This is a genomic window from Moorena sp. SIO1G6, from assembly GCF_010672795.1.
In the GTDB taxonomy this organism is placed as follows: Bacteria; Cyanobacteriota; Cyanobacteriia; order Cyanobacteriales; family Coleofasciculaceae; genus Moorena; species Moorena producens.
In genome coordinates, this window is sequence record NZ_JAAHFZ010000014.1 from 67,586 (window position 1) to 83,207 (window position 15,622).

Sequence of the window (15,622 nt, forward strand, 5' to 3'; positions counted from 1 at the left end):
CTTAAAAATGGCCATTTTTGTGGACTGAATCTTTATAATTTGCTGGGTTTAAGCCGATTTAACCAAGACAAATCCCGTTCACGGAGTCGTGACTAATAGAAAATCTCTCTCAACTAATCTATCACAAATTATCCTCAATAGAGGTTCTGAAAAAGTTAAAAATTGTGTTATTAGGGACATTTCAGAGTCTAGGTTAAATAAAATGATATGTGTTAGCCTACTTAAAAGCATGGCAATAAGCCACACTTAATGAAAACGATAGGAGAACACTATTATGTCTACAACTCAGGGTCTACTACGCTCCTTTGGTGAAATTGCTGACAATCCAATTTTGCTGGAAAAAAACGTTACTACCCCAGTTTGTGAAGGATTAAACATTGCGTTAGCCAGCTTCCAAGGATTGTATCTGCAATATCAAAAACACCACTTTGTTGTGGAAGGATCAGAATTTTACTCCTTGCATAAATTCTTTGAAGAAAGCTACGAGGATGCTGAGGATCATGTCCATGACCTAGGAGAGCGTTTGAATGGACTAGGAGGAATTCCAGCCGCTAGTTTTGCCAAATTAGCTGAATTGTGCTGCTTCACTCCTGAATCTGATGGAGTTTACAACTCTCGCCAGATGGTAGAGCATGACTTAGCAGCTGAGCAGTCAATCATTCAGTTAGTACGCAGTCAAGCCGCTCAAGCAGAAAGCCTGGGCGATCGTGCCACCCGCTATCTCTATGAGAAAATCTTGCTCAAGACTGAAGAGCGAGCTTATCATTTGGGTCATTTCCTGGCTCCGGACAGCCTAGTAATGGGATTTATTGGCAATGGAGCAAACTAAACCTACTTAAACTGAGATCTTGCAGCATTGTCATGAATCGTAGAATCCTAGGGTGGGCAGTGCCTACCAACCCCCTTGGCAAGCTTCATTATCTGTCTGATGCACTGCCCACCCTACATCAACTTAAACCTACTTTCCCCATTGGCTACTGCATCAAGAATCCTAGGGTGGGCAGTGCCTACCAACCCCCTTGGCAAGCTTCATTATCTGTCTGATGCACTGCCCACCCTACATCAACTTAAACCTACTTTCTGACTCGCCCTTTGCATCAAGAAAGAAAAAATTTGAGGGTTGACCCTCAACCCTCAAGTCTCAACTTTGAACAAATATAATCTATAAAACGGAGAGGGGGAGATTCGAACTCCCGGAGCCTTTCGGCTCGCTCGATTTCAAGTCGAGTGCAATCGACCACTCTGCCACCTCTCCTGGCAAATCTATATTAACAATCCGTGGGCTCGGATGGCGACTATATCTACAAAGTTATATAAAAAAGTTATATAACTAAGCTTTATACCAGCAAAGCTTCAGAAGACTGGTAAAGCAATTCTTTAGATACTACTGAGTAATCCTTACCCACCCAGACCAGGGAGACTTGATCCACTATACCGCCTTTGAGAGACACTATCGAAAAATTCCGCAATCGGTCTGTATCAGTTTCGATAATTCGAGGCACACTGGCTGCATTTAAGTATACAGTCCCTTCCGGACTAGTAACAATCATTGTTCGTAGTCGGTCTTTGGTGTGCTTTAGGATGTGGTGCATATGACCAAAGGTGACTAAGGGAATGTTTTTACCCAAGGAATAGGTTTTTGCGATCGCATCTTCCAAATCCGGGTCCCCATGATCACCACCAGTAGGATACCAGTCTTTCCCACAGGGAGCTTCTGCTTGATCACCTAGTCCCGTCGGACCATTATGACCGATCAAGATTACCGTTTCGTAAGCCGCACTACGCACTGCTGCTAAAATGCGCTCCACTGATTCAGAAAAGCTATTAATTCCATACTGTTCCCTGTAAAACTTCTTATTCCGCCAACTCTGCCCGCCCCAACTGTAAGGGCGAGCACCAACTACAGAGAGATTTAAATCTGGGAAGTCAAGGTAACCATAACCCACATGGGTTGACCCCAGTAGGTTCAACTGTTGCTGTACCCTATCTTCTACTTCATGGTCATAAGGACACTTTTTCCTTCCCCATTCCGAGGCAGTATACCAAGCATCATGGTTTCCCATAATCACTGCCTTGGGTAGGTCAATAGCAGCAATCATCTGGACTATATCCACCGCCTCATTGCCGAAATCCCCGACAAATAAGACCAGATCCACACCCAACTGCTCAAGAGCTATAGCATCTTCCGCTTCCCACAGTTGATGAATGTCTCCAACAACAGCAATTTGGATTGATTGTTTTTGATGAATGGTCATACTTGTCTTACTATCGCCCCTTTTCCAGCATAAAGGCAAAAGGGCCAACAGTAATATGAAATCCAAAAAAGAATACTACATATCACCCTATTATCCCATTATCCCATTATTCCATTATTCCATCACCCCTTTGCACAGAGCTTGTTTATGAGCATCCGGATCGAGCAGCTGATGGCTGAAGAATAGATTAAGTGTAACTTTCCTTGAGGAGTGTCTAACGGTACTGAGGTATTCGTGATGGCTGATCTGAAACTATTGGCAAATTCTACCGTCTCTACTCTCTGTCCCCCCTTAGGGCTGTTTAATCTGCTCAATAGTATCTAGTCTAATGGGCAGATAGGGGAAATAGCTCAGATCACGGAGATCAGAAATACTTTATTCTTCCATTGTTCCATTCTTCGCCACCTTCGGCCTATTCCTCTCCTTGCTGTGAAGCACCATGAATAACACTTTCACAGGAAACATTAACGTAAGCGGTTAGTAAGAAGCGTATGTCTAGACTAGCGTTTAGCCCAGGGGCAGGACCAGAACAGTTAATCAATGGACGTTATCAAGTTATTGACATCCTTAACCGTGTGAGCTGGGGTCAAACTTATATTGCGGTAGACACTTACCGACCGGGAAATCCCCAATGTATTGTTAGACAATTCCGTCCTGTTAGTGATGACCCTGACTGCTGGCAAGCTGCAAAAGATATATTTCGTCGTGAAACTAAAATTTTGGAGATTATCTGTCAGCATGACCAAGTTGCCCAAATTTTAGATTGCCTAGAAATTGACCATAGCTTCTACATAGTTCAAGATTTCATCCCTGGACGACCCCTGAGTGAGGAACTCAATCAACCTTGGAGTGAAAGCAGATTGATTACTCTGCTACAAGAGGTTTTAGAAATTTTGGCATTTGTCCATCGCCAAGGGGTGATTCATGGTGATATCAAGCCAGACAATCTGATCCGACGATCAGACGATAGCAAGTTAGTTTTAACTGACTTTAGCGGTATTAAGCAGGTGCGGACACCATTAGTTGGTGTTCAATTTAGTGCCATAGCGGCTTTGGGCGCATTCGGGTATATACCAACAGAGCAGGTTCTGGGTAAACCTCGTCCCTGTAGTGACCTATATGCTGTAGGGATGATTGGCATTGAGGCACTCACAGGACTCAAACCCATACAGCTAGAAGAAGACCCATTAACCGGAGAAGCCCTTTGGCAGGACTACGCCACAGTCACTAAAGATTTCGCTGCCATTATTCAGCAGATGGTGCGCTATTACTTCAAAGACCGTTACCAGTCTGCTGATCAGGTTTTGGAGGCACTCCATTCCTTAACTAGTTCTAAACCATCTATAAACTTACCAATGTCCCCAGCACCACCAACATCCCCAAACCCCTACAAAGAAAAAACTGACGATACTCTGCTTGAGCCAATTGAACCAGAGACTCTTCAAACCGAGGAAACAGAGGAAACAGAGGAAACAGAGGAAACAGAGGAAACTTATTTTCCCTCTGTGCCTACTATTCCTAAAAGAAGGGCTAGTGGACTTAATCTCACCGCAATCGGAGTTTCCACATATCTAGCCTTATTAGTCGTAGCTGGAGGCTACTTTTTACTCAAGACTCCCAACCAGGCAGAAACTAAGCTAGCACAGGCTGAGCAAAAGTACCAGGAAGGAGATTTAGAAGCAGCACTGAACCTGGTAAAATCGATTCCGGAAGATAGTGAAGACTATCAGGATGCTCAAAATGCGATCGCTCAGTGGCAAAAGGATTGGAAAGATGCCAAAGCCCTATTCCCCCTCATCAAAACCGCCTTTGACCAACAGAAGTGGCTAGAGGTAGTTGAGCAGGCTAGTCAGATTCCTAATATTGTCTTCTGGCAACAGCAAATAGAACCTATGGTCAGCCAAGCTCAAGCCAATCTTGAGAAGGAAGCTTACCAGTTACTAGAGCAAGCTTACAACCAGGCTATCGAGAGAGACTTTACTGGTGCACTCAACACATTTAAACAAATCCCAAAGGGAACAAAAGCCTACGCTACAATTCAAGAAAAAGTTCCTGAGTACACTCAAAAGCGAAACATCAAAGCGAACTTTCTTCTTCAGCAGGCTTACAATCGAGCCGCTCAGCAAGACTTTACCGGTGCATTGGTATATTTGAAAAAAATTCCTAAACATACCGATGCCTATGCTAAGGCTCAGTCAAAAATTGTTGACTATACCGCTAAGCAAGAAATTAGGGCTAACTATCTATTAAAGATGGCTGATAATCAAGCTGTTTTGAACAACTACACTAAGGCTTTGGATTATTTGAGACAAATTCCTGAAGGTACCTCCGCCTATGCCAGAGCTCAAGCCAAAATTCAGCAATATACTCGATAAGCTGTTGTGCCTTTCAACTGTCTATTATTGAAATCAAATAAAGAAGATATATCCCAGTGTCCTTTTGCCTTAAGCTATCAGCTAATAGCTGATAGCTTACCTGTTTTACCCTACAGTAGTTAATTGATATTTTCTACTAGCCACTAACCTGTTGCGGCGATTCATTCCTACTTCTATCATAGCAGGCCTTTCTCTGTTCACTACTTCGGTAAATTTGCCGGAATTAGCCATAACTTGTCTACCTGGTGCGTAAGCTTCAATCACATTACCGCTCACAGCACACATCACCATTAAATAGTCACAAACTGGGCATTCAGTTTTGGTGACCTGATCTCCAGCACAAGCATAATGTGATGCTTGAGAACCGATTAAGTAGTGACGTTGAGCCATATTCCCACAGTTTGGACATCGCACTGATTGAGTTGTCTCCATTGCCGATTCTCCTCATTTACATGTCATTGCTTGAAGGAAATAAGTCAGAATTTAACTCATAATTCAGAAAGTTTTTTAAATTTTTCTGTTTTTAATTAACCCTGAAGTTGCTTTTCAAGGGCGGCAGTAAATTTTTCATAGGGAACAACTCCTACAATATTTTCTACCACCTCACCGCCCTTAAAAATCAGCACAGCAGGAATACTGCGTATCCTGTATTTTTTGGCAGTAGCTTTGTCGGCATCAATATCGATTTTTACGACCTGAACGCGATCTTTGTAGTCTTCAGCAAGTTGTTCCATGAAAGGACTAATCTTACGACATGGACCACACCAAGGGGCTGTAAAATCCACGACTACTGGCCCTTCATAGGTTAAAATTGAATCAAATTCACTGTCTTTGATGTAAGGCACTGTACTCATGATATACTCCTTAAATTTTTGAAAACTACCACAAACTTATAGTCAAGGATCAACGGTCAATGATCAACATAGTTACCACTTTTATCTTCCCTTAAAAAGAGGGGCGGTTAATCGGTTTGAATAGCTGTAATAACCAGGATGGCTAAGGCTATAGTTTGGTTTACCATAGTTGTATGAAGTTGCTTGATGCATTAAGTTATGGCTGCTGAGGAATTAGAAAGGGATAGCCTGATCGAAAGGCTAAACCAAGGTAGACAAGCGAAGGCAACTATGGGTGGCTATGCAGGTTATGGTTCACCGGCCTTCGGTCAACGGGCCCTAAATGGTGAGTTGGTGGATGATCCCCAAGAACAGCATGTAATTGAGTTAATTCGCCGTCACCATAAATCGGGTAAGTCATTACAACAAATCGCTAACTGGCTCAATCAGCATGGCTATACAACCAAGCGTGGTCAGCAGTGGAAACGGATCTCGGTTAAGCGGGTTTTAGACCGGCTATACGGTAGAACCCCTAGGGTGTCTAGTTTGCCTCAAAACCCCAGTCAAGGAAACTTAAAAGAGTAAGCTCCAAGCTGGTAAAGTAGTTAGAACACCTTCAACACAAAGTTAGATAAGCCAGAGAACCTGATCGGACAATTCCATCGGACAATTCCATCGGACAATTCCATCGGACAATCCCATCGGACAATTGCCAAGCTAGGTCAGCAATGCCTAATTATTTGCCCCTAAGCCCACATGGTTAAAGTCCCAGGTAACCTGGCAACCTCTGAAAGCCAAAAGCTATGTCATATAAGGGTTAAAGATGATTTTGCTGTAACATCTATTTATTATAGACCTTTATACAAGTTATGTGCATATTATTTCTATATTTGCGGGATTTTTCCGTAACATCCCTCTAAAAAAACCCAGGCTCAGTAAATACACCAGCGCCATAGTTTTAAGCGGTTGGCGGCGGTCGTAGGTCATGGAAGTTCACCCATCAAATTAACTATGCAACTTAACGATCGACTTATCTGCGCCCCAACCCTAGAAGAAGCAATTGACCATCAGCCTTTGATCGTTGCTCCTGACACCCTTCTAATCGACATAATTGCTTTGATGAGTCAGGAGCGAGGCAAAAGTTGTTCATTGCCCAATTTCCACTCACCATCAGACCAGCTCAGCATTCGTGAGCCACGGTCTAGCTGCGTTTTGGTAATGGACTCAGACCAGTTGCTGGGAATCTTTACTGAGCGCGATATTGTCCGGCTGACGGCTAATGGCATTAACTTTCAAGAGGTAACAGTAGCTGAGGTCATGGCACAGCCGGTGATTACGTTTCCTCAAACTGCTTGTCGGGATATCTTTGCCGCCTTATTTATATTTCGTCGGTTTCGGATTCGCCACTTACCAATTGTGGATGATCATGGTCAGCTAGTGGGTGTTGTCTCACCAGAGCGAATTCGCCAGGTATTGCGACCAGCCAATCTGCTCAAGTTACGGCGGGTATCAGAAGTGATGACCCCCCAGGTGGTTAATGCCCTTCCAACTGTCTCAGTATTGAGTTTAGCCCGACTCATGAATAAGCACCGAGTTAGTTGTGTGGTCATTACCTCCGACCATGGAGAGGATAACTGTATGCCAGTGGGGATTGTCACAGAGCGGGATATTGTCCAATTTCAGTCTCTGAAGCTGAATTTGTCTAAAGTCCAGGCTCAGGATGTGATGAGTACACCTCTATTTCTGCTGAGTCCTGAGGATTCTCTATGGACAGCTCATCAGGAAATGCAAAAGCGTCGTGTGCGGCGATTGGTGGTGTCTTGGAATTGGGGTAAAGAAATTGGTATTGTCACCCAAACAACCCTGCTGCGAGTGTTTGACCCAATGGAAATGTATGGGATTGTGGAGACATTGCAGCAAACCGTTGAGCAATTAGACCCAGCCAAAGAATCCGTGAACAAATCCCACAAAGCCATTCCCCCTGGTGAAGAATCTGGGGAGGTGGCAGAAAATGCGATCGCTTTATCAGGAGATAGGTTTAATCATAAATCAGAGCCACCCAACACAGACCAAAACACAGACCAAAACAGAGAACTAACAGTGATTTTGTCACAACCCATAGAGGGTCAAGCATTAAATACTTCCCAACAGTGTGAGGCTTTCAAATACCCCAAAAGTAAATTGGGTACCACTCAAGATTATCAACTGTGTATCCTGCTCAACACTATTCAAGCTATTCTAGAAAACCTAGCTGACCACTCTACCCTATCATCAGAATTACGTCAAAGCCAGCTTAAGTCAGCCTTAGATAATCTTGATAAAATGCGAGAGCTAATACAGAAAGCCCAAAACCAGTCTTGTCAGGATCAGGTCTTGGTAGATCAGCTAGGTACTTCTAGCAGTTAAGCTAATCCAGATTTAAGGGGCATATTTGACTTGGTCTGAATTTGTTGAAGGGTGTTCGCCGTAGGCGTCCCTTGTTGGGTAGGTTAACGGTTAACAAAAACTAATTGGAATTCCTTTAGTGCTGGTAAAAAGTTTTTGTTTTCATGACTAGGGCGCGTCAGTTTAATCAGGGCAAAACGTTGGATAGGAGTTAGTGCTGCCCACTGTTGAGTAGTTACTACAACTCCAAATTCCATAGCTTTTTCCGCCACGGTAGATGGAATTACCTGAGAATTCATCCAGGGAGCTTGGGGGTCAACAGGTAAATTAGAAGCCGGTTTTCCTGTATAGTTTATAACTAGGTGTTGAACATAGTCTCCATACTTTTGGATTGACTCAGTCGTAGTGCAGGGTATCTCTACCAGTTGTTGACGCTCGTGTTGATTAAACTGATGCCAGTGGCTCAGGTTAAGTTTGATGCCGCAAGTATCTAATTTCATCCGCACTTGCATAGGAATGCACCGTAAAGAATCCACAAAATCCGTTTCAAATTGGAAAAAATTAGTCATAGTCTTCTCAATCTTATTCATTAATGAAGTTTTCTTGTGCTAGTACTGCGGATAATCCAGTAACTAATTGATAGAGATATAATGGCAATTGCTAATCCAATTACCTGGCTTCCAGAAGTTTTTTCCAGGTCAAGAATAATGATTTTACGGGCAACGGCAATTAAAGACGTAACAACAACTAACTCAAGTTGAATAACATGTTTTCGCAGATAAGCGGTTATATTCTCTAAAATTTCTAGTGCAATGAGAATATTTAGAAACAGTCCAAATATTTTGAAAAGTGTTTTGCTCAAAACTATTGCTTCTGGATTGGTTATTTCTTTAACTAGTGAGATAACTAGGCTTCTAAGTGCAACCAATATTACCACCACCATCACCAAAGAGAGAACTTTGGAAACAAAACCCTCGAACAGATTTAGCCCGTATAAAAAATTCTCATCTTTGCCTGCATTTCTAAGTTTTTGGAAGAGTTGTCTTAACCGCCTCATAGGAATAGGTTAGTAAAAATACAGATGATGGTTGATTTTAACACTTCGACGGGGTATAAACGGAACAGATGAGTCAATGTTGTGGTTGCCTTTCCCTGATGCCACCCCCAGGGTAAGCGCCAGAAAAAATTGCCCATAATGTGCATTGGCTGGATATCGGTTGATCGTGGCTCGAAACCCCTATAATCTCGTAGAACTTGATTCTCAATAGAGTTTAATAGTTGATAATGAACCCAGTTTTTTCTCAATAAGCTACAGCTTATTGATTCTTGCGCTTACCCTGATGCCACCCCCCTTGTTCAACTATCACAATCTCTATGACGTCATAAAGCCAAGACGATCGGCAAGAGGGAGGGCGTTGCTGATTCATGCAATGATTGAGGGTAATTGGGAATTGGGAATTGGGAATTGGTCACTGACCCGACTACACTTGACGGAGTTCCTTAGTTCAGTAACCCTAGAGGGAGAATAGACCCGAAGAGGGGACAGAGGGGGCAGATTGACCATGATATTTGTCACAAAAATTTACATTGGGGGTGGAGCAAGATTTAGTAAACATATAGTAAAGATTTGATTAAAGTTATCTTTAAGTTGAGCAGGGTGACATATAGGTCCTAGATTTCCTTCTCAGCTTACTCAAGATTACGTGAAGATTGTGTGAAATTTGCGTAAATTTGGTAATTTTGTGAAGAAAATATGAACAAAATGTGAATGTAGAAAAGAAATGTGAGTTTTCGCTTGACAATTACCCCTTGAATTTACTAGATTTCCTTTTGTAGATGAACAAAGTTTCAGGTTCAAGATCATCGGCGTGAAATATAACTTCATCAACCTGACAGCCAAACCAATCCAATTTTGGATTTGTCTTTTTTGAAAGAATCAAAGAGGGTAACTATGCTCAAGAAGCTTGATTTTATTGTTTCAGCTCACTCGGCCAGCTTTTTGAATAGAACTTGTAACTACTTCAGGTTAGACGCCATCGCCGTTATGGAGCTAAGGCTGAGTAGATATACTCAAATCGTTCAGCTCAGCAGTTAGCCACACAGAAACTCTAGATAAAAACTCTATAATATTGGTAAATTCAGGTGCTCATCTGTTTCGGTGTCTAGGTGTTTGGGGATTTACTCCAGACAACATAAAATTTTTCTGTCTAAAGACAGAGGAATTTAAAGAGGGTTTGTATTTTTTGTTGTTGTAACTGGCCTGAAATAGGATCAATATTTCACGCTCATCTGCGCTTACTCTATGTAGGCAAGCCTCTGGTATTGTGAAAAATTAGGTGTAACATTAGGTGTCACAACAGCATCAACTTTGAAAAAATCATCCGACAGACTCATGAACATACCATTAGGAAAGCGGAAGCCATCGCCGCGTTCTCTAATCCAGCTTTTTACTAAGAGGTTTTCAGGGGTGCTTAGCAAATTGAACCTAAAAGCAGTAGGTTTAAATCCCACTGACGACCCTAGCCATAGCTGGCAGTGCTGTGGGTTAACTATCTCGAACCGATTGCTGAGGGTTCTTACATCTGACACCTCCGACACTGGTGTTGGCACTGAAGGCATTGAACACGATAGCAGCTTCCGGAATGATGTGCTATCGTCAAACGTATCAGTCTCGGTGGGAGCAAAAAAGGGGGCAATCAGCTTACTGCAAGGGATGTTCAATCTCCTGAAAGTATTTTGTGACATAACTGCAATCACTGAGCTGCCCACATTACAAGGGACTCATATGGGGCTGATTGGGAAAACTCAACCCCACTGGCAAGTATTTAGATTGGTAATCGATCTCAAACTCAAGTCGGTTCTACTCCAGCAGTTGTTAAATCGATTGTGGCCAATGATCATGGTGGAATATGTTGAGTGAGTGAGCCTCAACATATTCCACCGATTAATCCTTGGGTTGAGAGTTTGTTATTGTCCCCCACGCTAGTTTGTAGTAGCTTAAGTGTTTATACAAAGCGTGTTTATACAAAGTTTAGACAAACAACTATGAGCTAAAAGCCCATAGTCAGCTACGTGGTTCAATTGCAATAATCCAAAACCTGTTCCAAGGCTTAATTATTACCCCGGTGAACTGGCAACTTCCCTTTGCCAGTTGGGTATAGACCATTACATGATGTCGTTAATTCTGGGTGACTACCATGGCCAAAAAATTACTCTCAATAACTAGTAGACCATCAACTAGTAGAACATCTCAACCAACGTCAACCTCTACGAGCTCTGAACAAGTCATGAATAATGAGCAGCTTAACCAGGTCGTAGAAGCTATCATCGCGGGCAAGTATTCTTGGGCTTGTGTGTTAGTTCTGCGTTTTTCTGGTTACAACCCCCTCCATTACATCCCTTACCGAACCTACAATCGCTTAATCAAAGAAAATAGTCAATCTGGTAAGCATCCAGTTGGCAAAACCCCTGTCTCACAATCACAGGTTGTTAGTAAGGTCTAGTCAGGGTTAGGGAAAGTTGGGAGATTCATCAAGTCTGAAGTTAACCACCTGCCTAGGTCAGTTTGATTGATTATTGATGCAGAGCCTAGTTTTCAACGTCTTCCCGTTTAATCTGTTGAACTGCACTCGCATCAACCGCACTATCTGCTTAGATCTAGCTGACATCTATTGGCTTGATGAGCTGGCTGATGACTTGACCTCCTATCTCCCTTTCCCCAACCCTTATGGGTTTACTTTACACCAGATGCTCTAGGGGGAATTTAAAGTTTCGATGAAGTTTACTTAAAGTATTTGTGAATTTTTTGTTAATTATTGGTAACTAGCCGGTTAATGACTTGACAAAAACTAAGTTATTAGATAACTAAATGTAGTTCATTATAAATGGTTAATTGTAAATGGTTAATTGTTAAAAATCAATTTTCAATGTTTAACATATGAAGAATATAATCAGGGATTCAGCAGAGCCTAGTAAACCACCGTCTTCTATCAACCCAGACCCTGCTAGCAATTTATCAGTGGTGCTTCAAAGCTTGACCCTAGACTCAGTCGATCCAAAGCTCAACTACGAATTTAGTCAATCATTTGACCTTGATCACTTCCAGCTAGGGGATAAAATCCTTGCCTATACTAAACCAGAGCTATCCCAAGATTCTGTTGAGATTGAACAAGATCACCAATATCTTTACCTAGTTTGTCAGGGTCGGGTACGACTACTAGGCTTTGATGCTGAAAAACAGCGGGAGGTTTCCATACAGGTACTCGAAGAAGGGGAAACTTTTGGTGCCTATGATCTCTTAGGTAGTCTATCCTATCCTTACAGAGCGATCGCAGCGAGTTCAGGACAAGTTGCTCGTATTTCCCTAAATCAACTCTTGCCTTGGTTGGAACGGTTGCCAAAGTGGTCGGAAATCCTGGGGAAACAAGCCCAGCACCGGCAATGCCTAATTTTCTTCAAGACTTTGACCAATTTGCGATCGCTTAACGGTGTTACCCTAAATCAACTGTTGCCCTACATCGTAGAAACACGCATTGAGGCTGGGGAGTCTCTGGTGTCCTCTTCCCAAGCTGGTCATTGCTGGCTACGTAGTGGTCAAATGGGAACGCCAGAAGGAACAGAGGCAAATTCCTCTGCTCCATTTCCTAGCATCGGAGAAAGTTGGGGATATCCGATGCCAGTACCCACAGATTGGATTGCCCAAACTGATGTATTGCTTTACCAGCTGCCTCAAGAGCATTGGCAAGCGGCTTGCGCGATCGCACCAGTTTTGGCTAACTCCACCGAGTCACCGGATCAGGAGAACAGGCAAAGTGCTAAAAATGGTGACGGTAAATCTCCATCGGATCAAGGCGTAGTTAACAAGACCCATACTCCGTCACCACATGCAAACCAGACTAGAGCACGACCGACTCGGCGAGTTTTAGAAACTCCTAAGCAACAAACGCCCCTTGAACCCAGTCAGTCAGAAAGCTTTGATTTTCCCAAACCAGCAAAGCCGGGTGGGAGATTCCTAAGGTTTTGGCAGCGCTATCCTTTTATTGAGCAGCAAGCTTCTTCTGATTGTGGTGCTGCCTGCTTAGCCATGATTGGGCAGTATTGGGGCAAACGCTTTGCTCTCAACTCCCTGCGGGAACTGGCGGGAGTGGGTCGTTCTGGTTCATCCCTCAAAGGTTTAGCTAAAGCAGCGGAAAGTTTAGGGTTTCAAGCTAGTCCAGTCAGGGCTTCTTTAGGTCGCTTAGCGGATCGGAGTAATCCTTGGATTGCTCACTGGCAAGGAGATCACTATATTGTTGTCTACCAGGTAAAGGGTAATAAGGTACTCGTTGCCGATCCAGCAGTGGGGAAGCGATCGCTTGCTCGCAAAGACTTTCTCCAAAGTTGGACTGGGTATGCCATGCTATTGGATCCAACTCCCCAACTAGCAATTACTCCCAGCGACAAACGTTCTTTAGGGCCGTTTTGGGGATTGCTATGGCCCCATCGCTCAGTCCTGCTGCAAATTATCTTGGCTACCCTCATCCTTCAGGTTTTTGGTCTGATTACTCCCTTATTTACCCAGATCATTCTTGACCGGGTGATTATTAACAGAAGCCTTGTCACTCTCAATGTCTTCTCCATTGGTCTAATCATCTTTGGCCTTTGGACGATTGGGGTTAGTCTCACCAGACGCTACTTGCTGGACTACTTTTCCAATCGGCTTAGTCTCACCTTCGTCAGTGGCTTCATTAACCATACCCTGACCTTACCCCTGAAGTTTTTTGAATCCCGCCAGGTGGGGGATATCCTGACCCGAATTCAGGAAACTGGAAAAATTCAGGGTTTTATAACTCAGCAAGCGATTGCGACTTGGCTAGATGTGGTGATGGTGTTTGTCTATATTGGACTAATGCTCTACTACAATTGGCGCTTAACCTTGCTGGTGCTGGCAACGATTTTCCCCATCGCCATCTTGACTGTGATTGCCAGTCCCTTTCTACGCCAGGTGTCCAGGGAAATCTTTAAAGAAGCAGCCCAACAAAATTCTATGTTAGTGGAAATGATGTCAGGGGTTGCTACTGTGAAAACGGCGGCTTCGGAACAAGAAGTGCGCTGGCGCTGGGAAGATCGCCTCACCAATCAGTTGAATGTACAATTTAAAGGTAGAAACCTGGCTAACGGGTTAGGGTCAATTAGTTCTCTAATTAATACTCTCAGCAGCACCGCTTTGCTTTGGTTTGGCGCTAGCTTAGTAATTAATGAGCAGCTTACTATCGGTCAGTATGTCGCGTTTAATATGCTCATTGGCCGAGTCACTGGTCCGATTTTGGCTCTAGTGAATCTTTGGGATGAGTTTCAAGAAATCTTGGTGTCTGTAGAACGGCTTAATGATGTCTTATCTGCTAAGCCAGAGGAGAATCCTCAAGAACCAATGTTGGTTCTACCTGAGATTAAGGGTGATGTAATATTGGAAGATGTTACCTTCCGATACTCCGAGGATGAGGATCGCAATATCCTACAGAATATTTCCCTACAGATTAGGGCTGGAGAAACCATTGCTCTAGTGGGGCGCAGTGGCTCTGGCAAGAGTACCTTGGTGAAGCTACTGCAAGGTCTCTATCATCCGACTAATGGTCGTATTTTGATAGATGGACACGATATCCGCCATATTTCCCCCCAATCTTTGCGTTCTCAAATGGGTGTGGTACCCCAAGAATGTTTCTTGTTCTCGGGGACAATTGTCGAAAATATCACTCTCTACCGACCGGATTTCAGCCTGGATGAAGCCGTAGAGGTAGCCAAACTAGCAGAAGCTCATGCTTTTATTCAAGGTATGACTTTGGGATATAATACAAAAGTAGGAGAGCGAGGCTCTACCCTTTCTGGTGGACAGCGACAAAGGATTGCCATAGCCCGAGCCCTATTGGGCAACCCCAAGATTCTGATTCTGGATGAAGCGACTAGCTCCCTAGATACAGAATCCGAGCGCCGCTTTCAACAAAACTTAGCTCGCATTAGTCGCGATCGCACTACCTTCATCATCGCCCACCGCCTCTCTACAGTGCGCAATGCTGACTGCATCCTTGTCCTAGACCGAGGTGTTCTGGTCGAGAAAGGCAACCATCAGGAACTCATGGATCGTCAAGGTCTTTACTATCATCTAGCACAGCAGCAGCTAGATCTTTAATAGATCGTTAACAAGTGCTCATTAGTCATTAGTTATTAGTTATTAGTTATTTAGTCATTAGTCATTTGTAAATCCCCATAGACCCTGGTTAGTCACAAAGGACTAATGACTAAGAAAAATTGAACCTATTTATCACTATATCAAACTATGTGAAAATTTGCCAATTTGGCAACACAGTGATGTGAAAAGGACTAATGACTAAGGACAAATGAAATTTGAAGCTAGCTATCACTATGTCAAGCTTTGTAAAAAGCTGCCAAAAATCTGCCAATTTAGCAACATACTCAGATGAAATTGATCTTTTATCAGAAAAGTGGAAAAGCCCTGTGTGAATAGAAGGGGATGAAAACGTGTTCAGATATGGCTCCACACCCATTTCGTAACAACCATTTAGAATCCCCTGACAATCCCCCATGACGCACACTCACCGGAGAGTTTAATTCCAATTCCTTTGTTTAATTCATTCCCATGCACCCCACTAAAGGTGAGACGGAGATAACTTGGAGAGCCTAACTCTAGGGTCAGTCCTGCTCAAGTCCACACCTCACAGCATGCTCAGCCAAGCGGTTTGACCGACCGACGGCTACTTAAAGGGGAAGGGTTTAAGTT

At 43.3% G+C, this 15,622-nt stretch carries 12 protein-coding genes, 1 tRNA gene and 2 pseudogenes; 9 read left to right on the forward strand and 6 right to left on the reverse strand.

Annotated features, from left to right (window positions below; translation table 11 throughout):
- Positions 1 to 274: 274 nt before the first annotated feature.
- Positions 275 to 829 carry a DNA starvation/stress protection protein DpsA gene (dpsA, locus tag F6K63_RS15765; protein ID WP_287312649.1) on the forward strand — a complete coding sequence of 185 codons (555 nt, stop codon included), beginning with the start codon at positions 275 to 277 and terminating at the stop codon, positions 827 to 829.
- 32 nt (positions 830 to 861) lie between these two features.
- Complete coding sequence (locus F6K63_RS15770) at positions 862 to 1,044, forward strand: hypothetical protein (protein ID WP_287248980.1); 183 nt, start codon at positions 862 to 864, stop codon at positions 1,042 to 1,044.
- A 126-nt stretch (positions 1,045 to 1,170) separates the two neighbouring features.
- On the opposite strand, the gene F6K63_RS15775 is transcribed toward F6K63_RS15770, so the two are convergent.
- Both F6K63_RS15775 and F6K63_RS15780 read right to left on the reverse strand, forming a co-directional pair.
- Positions 1,171 to 1,255, reverse strand: a tRNA-Ser gene (locus tag F6K63_RS15775).
- An 82-nt stretch (positions 1,256 to 1,337) separates the two neighbouring features.
- Complete coding sequence (locus F6K63_RS15780) at positions 1,338 to 2,255, reverse strand: TIGR04168 family protein (protein ID WP_287312650.1); 918 nt, start codon at positions 2,253 to 2,255, stop codon at positions 1,338 to 1,340.
- Positions 2,256 to 2,746: 491 nt separating this feature from the next.
- Here F6K63_RS15780 and F6K63_RS15785 point away from each other — a divergent pair, with 491 nt between their 5' ends.
- The gene (locus F6K63_RS15785) at positions 2,747 to 4,630 is read left to right on the forward strand and encodes a protein kinase domain-containing protein (protein WP_008191116.1); all 1,884 of its coding nucleotides are present in this window, start codon (positions 2,747 to 2,749) and stop codon (positions 4,628 to 4,630) included.
- Between the two features lie 105 nt (positions 4,631 to 4,735).
- Here the strand turns inward: F6K63_RS15785 and F6K63_RS37265 are convergent, their stop codons facing one another.
- Both F6K63_RS37265 and trxA read right to left on the reverse strand, forming a co-directional pair.
- A complete protein-coding gene (locus F6K63_RS37265; protein ID WP_063747961.1) occupies positions 4,736 to 5,062 on the reverse strand; it encodes a hypothetical protein in 327 nt (108 codons plus the stop codon).
- Between the two features lie 95 nt (positions 5,063 to 5,157).
- A complete protein-coding gene (gene trxA, locus F6K63_RS15795) occupies positions 5,158 to 5,484 on the reverse strand; it encodes a thioredoxin (RefSeq protein ID WP_008191112.1) in 327 nt (108 codons plus the stop codon).
- A gap of 198 nt (positions 5,485 to 5,682) precedes the next feature.
- Between trxA and F6K63_RS15800 the strand changes: the two genes are divergently transcribed.
- Both F6K63_RS15800 and F6K63_RS15805 read left to right on the forward strand, forming a co-directional pair.
- The gene (locus F6K63_RS15800; RefSeq protein ID WP_287265053.1) at positions 5,683 to 6,048 is read left to right on the forward strand and encodes a recombinase family protein; all 366 of its coding nucleotides are present in this window, start codon (positions 5,683 to 5,685) and stop codon (positions 6,046 to 6,048) included.
- 426 nt (positions 6,049 to 6,474) lie between these two features.
- Positions 6,475 to 7,500: pseudogene (locus tag F6K63_RS15805) on the forward strand (CBS domain-containing protein); the annotation flags it as partial.
- A 452-nt stretch (positions 7,501 to 7,952) separates the two neighbouring features.
- On the opposite strand, the gene F6K63_RS15810 reads toward F6K63_RS15805, so the two are convergent.
- Together F6K63_RS15810 and F6K63_RS15815 are read right to left on the reverse strand one after the other, a co-directional pair.
- The gene (locus F6K63_RS15810) at positions 7,953 to 8,417 is read right to left on the reverse strand and encodes a nitrate reductase associated protein (protein WP_044495739.1); all 465 of its coding nucleotides are present in this window, start codon (positions 8,415 to 8,417) and stop codon (positions 7,953 to 7,955) included.
- 20 nt (positions 8,418 to 8,437) lie between these two features.
- Positions 8,438 to 8,905: a phosphate-starvation-inducible PsiE family protein gene (locus F6K63_RS15815; protein WP_008191106.1), complete on the reverse strand. Its 468-nt coding sequence runs from the start codon at positions 8,903 to 8,905 to the stop codon at positions 8,438 to 8,440.
- A gap of 1,410 nt (positions 8,906 to 10,315) precedes the next feature.
- Between F6K63_RS15815 and F6K63_RS15820 the strand changes: the two genes are divergently transcribed.
- The 4 genes and pseudogenes from F6K63_RS15820 (at position 10,316) to F6K63_RS15835 (ending at position 15,013) form a co-directional block, all read left to right on the forward strand.
- Positions 10,316 to 10,768 (forward strand): hypothetical protein, encoded by a 453-nt coding sequence (locus F6K63_RS15820; protein WP_008191104.1) that lies wholly within the window; start codon positions 10,316 to 10,318, stop codon positions 10,766 to 10,768.
- A gap of 367 nt (positions 10,769 to 11,135) precedes the next feature.
- Positions 11,136 to 11,288, forward strand: a pseudogene (locus tag F6K63_RS37850) (HetP family heterocyst commitment protein); the annotation flags it as partial.
- A gap of 139 nt (positions 11,289 to 11,427) precedes the next feature.
- Positions 11,428 to 11,604 (forward strand): hypothetical protein, encoded by a 177-nt coding sequence (locus tag F6K63_RS15830; RefSeq protein WP_008191101.1) that lies wholly within the window; start codon positions 11,428 to 11,430, stop codon positions 11,602 to 11,604.
- A 181-nt stretch (positions 11,605 to 11,785) separates the two neighbouring features.
- A complete protein-coding gene (locus F6K63_RS15835; RefSeq protein ID WP_287248996.1) occupies positions 11,786 to 15,013 on the forward strand; it encodes a peptide cleavage/export ABC transporter in 3,228 nt (1,075 codons plus the stop codon).
- Positions 15,014 to 15,622: the final 609 nt, after the last annotated feature.

Coding starts and splice junctions, on each gene's coding strand:
- dpsA (WP_287312649.1), top strand. CDS start 275: ATGTCTACAACTCAGGGTCTACTACGCTCCTTTGGTGAAATTGCTGAC.
- F6K63_RS15770 (WP_287248980.1), top strand. CDS start 862: ATGAATCGTAGAATCCTAGGGTGGGCAGTGCCTACCAACCCCCTTGGC.
- F6K63_RS15780 (WP_287312650.1), bottom strand. CDS start 2,255: ATGACCATTCATCAAAAACAATCAATCCAAATTGCTGTTGTTGGAGAC.
- F6K63_RS15785 (WP_008191116.1), top strand. CDS start 2,747: ATGTCTAGACTAGCGTTTAGCCCAGGGGCAGGACCAGAACAGTTAATC.
- F6K63_RS37265 (WP_063747961.1), bottom strand. CDS start 5,062: ATGGAGACAACTCAATCAGTGCGATGTCCAAACTGTGGGAATATGGCT.
- trxA (WP_008191112.1), bottom strand. CDS start 5,484: ATGAGTACAGTGCCTTACATCAAAGACAGTGAATTTGATTCAATTTTA.
- F6K63_RS15800 (WP_287265053.1), top strand. CDS start 5,683: ATGGCTGCTGAGGAATTAGAAAGGGATAGCCTGATCGAAAGGCTAAAC.
- F6K63_RS15810 (WP_044495739.1), bottom strand. CDS start 8,417: ATGACTAATTTTTTCCAATTTGAAACGGATTTTGTGGATTCTTTACGG.
- F6K63_RS15815 (WP_008191106.1), bottom strand. CDS start 8,905: ATGAGGCGGTTAAGACAACTCTTCCAAAAACTTAGAAATGCAGGCAAA.
- F6K63_RS15830 (WP_008191101.1), top strand. CDS start 11,428: ATGCAGAGCCTAGTTTTCAACGTCTTCCCGTTTAATCTGTTGAACTGC.
- F6K63_RS15835 (WP_287248996.1), top strand. CDS start 11,786: ATGAAGAATATAATCAGGGATTCAGCAGAGCCTAGTAAACCACCGTCT.